The organism is Chromohalobacter sp. 48-RD10 (assembly GCF_029889785.1).
In the GTDB taxonomy this organism is placed as follows: Bacteria; Pseudomonadota; Gammaproteobacteria; order Pseudomonadales; family Halomonadaceae; genus Chromohalobacter.
Window position 1 is genome coordinate 1 of record NZ_JARANX010000054.1, and the last position, 4,664, is coordinate 4,664.

Genomic DNA, 4,664 nt, shown 5'->3' on the forward strand with positions numbered 1-4,664 from the left:
AAGCCCTGGGCCAGCCATCCGCGTAGCTTTTCCGACTCGCCGTTACGTGCGCTGTTGAAGATCTCCGTGGCCAGGCGGATCGTGGCCTCATCCAGCTCGGCGTTGGCGGCGTCGTCATCATCCGACATCGTGTCGTGCTCCTTGTGGCATTTCCGTGTGACATCTGGTATCGAGCGTAGCATGCCGTTTCACGCCACGCGCCACTCTTCAGCCATCCATCAAGAGCCTCGCGAGTCCCATGCTGGATATCAAGTATTACGTATTGATCGACGCCATTGCCACCCATGGCACGGTGCACGATGCCGCCGCCGCCATCGGCATCACCCAGCCTGCGGCCACGCATCGCATTCGTGAAATGGAGCGCCGCCTAGGCGTGGCGCTGTTTCACCGCGAAGGGCGCCGGCTGACGCTGTCCGCCTCGGGCGAACGGCTGCTCGAGACCGCCCACGAGGTATTGCCTCGCCTGCGCAGCGCCGAGCTGGAAGCGTGGCAGTTGGCACGCCGGGCCGACCCTGCCCTGCGCCTGGGCATCGGCCCCTATGACACCTTCTCGCGGGCGATTCCGCATCTCTACGACCAGCATGCACGCGACATCGACCTGGTGCGCTTGCCCATGGCGGACATGACCACGGCATTACTGGCCAACCGTGTCGATATGGTCTGCATGATAGAGGTGCCCTCGCAACGCGGCATCGACCACCAGTTGCTGTTCGAGGAACCGCTGGTGGCCGTGTTGCCACCCGAGCACCCTTATGCACAAAGCGATGCAGTGCCCGCCGAGGTCTTCGATCAGGGGCGGCATTTCACTTACAGCATCACCCCCGAATCCGGCCATGAGTTCGAGCATTTCTTCCAGCCGGCCGGTGTCTACCCCTCGCACATGGTGCAGATCGAGTCGGTGGCCTTGATCCTGGAGCTCGTCGCCGCCGGCAAGGGCGTGAGCATTCTCTCGCGCTGGGCCGCGCGGGACGCGCATCAGACAGGACGCGTCGTCATGCGTCCCTTGGCCGGCGAGCTGCCACGTATTCCCTGGTACCTGGCCTATACGCAAACGCCCCACATCGAAGCTGTCGCCCAGCCCTTGGCGGCCACGCTACGGCACCTCTACCGCGCTGACGCCTAAGACAAGACTTTATCCGCCACGGCGCATGCGACCGATAAGAATCTCGTCGCAGATGGCCGGACATTCTCATTAGTTTCACGCCCTCCCTCCTTTTACCGTATCGCTACTCCTCATTAACGACCGCCAATGATCAACGACCGCACAGGAGGGCGATCTCATGTCACAGGAAACGCTCGCAACTCAAACCACCGCGCAGGACGTCACCGACGAGCGTCATCCCCTGGCGCGTTTCATCGATCTCGAACGCTACCCGATCCTGCAACGCGATAGCGATACCTACTGGGCGGCGGTCGAGGGTGTCCGCCAACAACTGCGCACCGACGGCTGTGCCCTGCTATCGCAGTTCATCCGCGAGGACCTCATCGAGCCGCTGCGCAAGGAAAGCGAGGCCCTGGCACCGCAGGCGTTCTACTCGGACAACAACGTCAATCCCTACGTCACGCCGGACGATCCGTCACTGCCCGAGGATCACCCCGCACGCTTCTTCCAGCACTACACCAACGGCTTCGTGGCGCGCGATCTGATCCCCGAGGATGCCATCGTCCAGCAGCTTTACCGCGACCCGGATTTCCAGCGCTTCGTAGCCGACTGCCTCGAAGAGCCGGTGATTTACGAGTTCGCCGATCCCATTGCCGGGCTGGTGATCAACGTGATGCCCGACGACACCGAGCTGCCCTGGCACTTCGATACCAACGAGTTCATCGTCAGCCTGATGACGCGGCGCCCCAATGAAGGCGGCGAGTTCCAGTACGCACCCAGCATCCGCCGTCCCGGCGAGGAAAACTTCGCAGCCGTGCAGCGCGTGCTCGAGGGCGATCACAGCGACGTCAAATCGCTGACGCTCAACACCGGTGACCTGCAGCTCTTCAAGGGGCGCTACTCGATGCACCGCGTCGCCGCCGCCAAGGGCCAGCGCCTGTGCACGCTACTGGGGTACGCCAAGACCCCCGACATGATGGGCAGCCTGGAGCACACCCGGCGCATCTACGGCCGCGTCACCCAGCAGCATATCGATGCCGATAATCAGCGCCGTCACGACGCGCTCATGGGCTAGGTTCCGCTGAAAAGCGTCAGCGCGCGGCCCTCATTTCTCCACTGCACAAAAGGATGCCTTGCATGGGCGATATCGTGTCACTCGCAGGATCCGTTCCCACGGGCGGCCCCTACGCCGGCGGAAGCTTCCGCCATGCCACGCTCGACGCCGCACTGCTCTCGCGCGTCGAGCGCTACCGGCTGCAACGCCTGCGCCAGCAGATGAAGCATCACGAACTGGACGCGGTGATCCTGTTCGATCCCATCAACATTCGCTATGCCTGCGGCGTGCGCAATATGCAGGTCTACTCGCAGCGCAATCCCGCACGCTATCTCTACGTGGCGGCGGACGGCCCGGTGGTGCTGTTTGAATTCAGTGCCTGCCTGCACTTGGCGGCCAACGCCGAGCTGCTCGACGAGGTACATCCTGCCCGCGCGGTGATGCCGCAATACAGCGGCCCGCGCTGCGCGGCGCATACCCAGGCCTTCGTCGATGACATCCGCGGTCTATTCGAGCGTTCGCATACCCAAGGGCAACGTCTGGGTATCGAGTCTGCACCCACTGGCGCCATCGAAGCGCTGGGCCAAGCCGGCTTCGAGCTGACCGATGCCGCCACCGTGGTCGAGGGCGCCAAGTCGATCAAGAGTCTCGACGAGTTGGCTCTGATCCACCGCTCCGTGACCCTGACCGAAGCCGCCATGACGCGCATGGAAGCCGCCATACGCCCCGGCATGAGCGAAAACGAGCTGTGGTCGATATTCAACCAGCACGTGCTGGCCACCGGCGGTGAATACGCCGAAACCCGGCTTCTGAGCTCCGGGGCGCGTACCAATCCATGGTTTCAGGAATGCTCGGACAAGGTCATCGCCCCAGGTGAGCTGGTCGCCTTCGATACTGACATCGTGGGTTGCTTCGGCTACTACACGGATTTTTCGCGGACCTTCCACGTGCCTGGCGCGGGCGCGCCCAATGCCGAGCAGAAAGCGCTCTATCGCATGGCCGCCGACCAGCTCGAACGCAACATCGCCCTACTGCGCCCCGGCATGAGCTTTCGCGACTACTCGCAACAAGCCTGGCCGATACCCGACGGCTATCGCGAGAACCGCTACCTGGACATCGTCCACGGCTGCGGCATGACCGGCGAATGGCCGCTGATCGCTCACGACATGGACTGGGACGACGTCGGCTACGATGGCGCCATCGAGCCCGGCATGACGCTCTGCGTCGAGGCCTATATCGGCCACCGCGACGGCACCGAGGGCGTCAAACTGGAAGAGCAGGTGCTGATCACCGAAGGTGGCATCGAACGCCTCTCGACCTACGGCTATTCCGACACGCTGATGGCAGAATGACGCCGTAGCGCATCACTCTTTCTCATCCCTTTCGATTTACCAACACAAAAAAGGACGCGTATGAAACCGTTGACTTCCCTCTTCCTCGCCTGCGGTCTGGCCAGCCTCTCAATGAGCGTCTCGGCTAACGACACGCTGACCATCGGCACCAACAACTGGTCGGAAAACATCGCCGTCTCGCACATGTGGCAGCAATTGCTCGAAGAGCAAGGCTACGACGTCGAGCTGACCACCACCGGCAAGAGCGTGCTCTTCAGCGGGCTCGCAAACGGCGATCTGGATATCTCGCTGGAAGTCTGGCTCCCGCATGGCGACGCCCAGTACATCGAGCCCTACGAGGACAAAATCGACGTTCACGATGCCTGGTTCGATGGCGCCCAAGACGAACTGGTGGTACCCGCCTACATGGAAGACATCGACAGCATCAGCGACCTCAAGGACAACGCCGAGCGCTTCATCTACCAGAATAAGCCGACCATTATCGGCATCGAATCGGGCTCGGCCATCTCCGGCGAGACCGAAAACGCCATCGAGAGTTACGACCTGCCGTTTCGTCAGTTGAACAGCTCCGGGCCCGCCATGCTCGCGGCCCTCAAGGAAGCCTATGCCAACGAGGAGCCTGTCGCCGTCACGCTCTGGCAGCCGCACTGGGCCTACGCGCAGTACGACCTCAAGGCGCTGAAAGATCCCAAGGAGAGCTATGGCGGCGGTGACGACATCATGTGGATGTCACCCAAGGGCTTTGGCGAAGACCATCCCGAGGTCACCGAGATGCTCGACACCTGGCACATGAGCCACGCCCAGTTGGCCGATCTCATGCTGACCATCGAAAACGTCGGCGACCCCACAAAAGGCGCCAAGCAGTGGATCGAGGAACACCGCGACCTCATCGACGGTTGGCTCGCCAAGGATTGATCCCCTCCGGGCCGGTCGTCACGACCGGCCCTCGCCGCTTTATCCCCAGCCGGCACTGCCTTCCCCAACGCTTCGCCCCATGCAACGGGAATTTGCTATGGTAAACGCCTCGGCGCGTCACCGTTCGCCGCCTGAGTCGCTACCATCACGGGGGAGAGATGCGTCTACATTATGCCGGGGCGTCACCCGAGCCCATCGGCTTTCTGCTGTTGCCGCGTTTCTCGATGATGGCGTTCTTTTC

The 4,664-nt window shown here is 62.5% G+C and carries 4 protein-coding genes; all 4 read left to right on the forward strand.

Annotation, left to right across the window (positions count from 1 at the left end):
* Window positions 1–238: 238 nt before the first annotated feature.
* The 4 genes from OP496_RS16580 to OP496_RS16595 all read left to right on the forward strand — a co-directional run bounded on the left by OP496_RS16580 (window position 239) and on the right by OP496_RS16595 (window position 4,423).
* Window positions 239–1,123 carry a LysR family transcriptional regulator gene (locus OP496_RS16580; RefSeq protein WP_280564900.1) on the forward strand — a complete coding sequence of 295 codons (885 nt, stop codon included), beginning with the start codon at window positions 239–241 and terminating at the stop codon, window positions 1,121–1,123.
* A gap of 157 nt (window positions 1,124–1,280) precedes the next feature.
* Entirely contained in the window at window positions 1,281–2,177 is an 897-nt protein-coding gene (locus OP496_RS16585) for a hypothetical protein (RefSeq protein WP_280564901.1), read from the forward strand.
* A 62-nt stretch (window positions 2,178–2,239) separates the two neighbouring features.
* Window positions 2,240–3,508, forward strand: coding sequence for a Xaa-Pro peptidase family protein (locus tag OP496_RS16590; protein ID WP_280564902.1), 1,269 nt, complete (start codon window positions 2,240–2,242; stop codon window positions 3,506–3,508).
* A 60-nt stretch (window positions 3,509–3,568) separates the two neighbouring features.
* Window positions 3,569–4,423, forward strand: a complete 855-nt coding sequence (locus OP496_RS16595) for a glycine betaine ABC transporter substrate-binding protein (protein ID WP_280564903.1) — start codon at window positions 3,569–3,571, stop codon at window positions 4,421–4,423.
* Window positions 4,424–4,664: the final 241 nt, after the last annotated feature.

Bases quoted from the DNA above. Each gene is read 5' to 3' on its own strand.
- OP496_RS16580 (WP_280564900.1), top strand. From the start codon at position 239: ATGCTGGATATCAAGTATTACGTATTGATCGACGCCATTGCCACCCAT.
- OP496_RS16585 (WP_280564901.1), top strand. From the start codon at position 1,281: ATGTCACAGGAAACGCTCGCAACTCAAACCACCGCGCAGGACGTCACC.
- OP496_RS16590 (WP_280564902.1), top strand. From the start codon at position 2,240: ATGGGCGATATCGTGTCACTCGCAGGATCCGTTCCCACGGGCGGCCCC.
- OP496_RS16595 (WP_280564903.1), top strand. From the start codon at position 3,569: ATGAAACCGTTGACTTCCCTCTTCCTCGCCTGCGGTCTGGCCAGCCTC.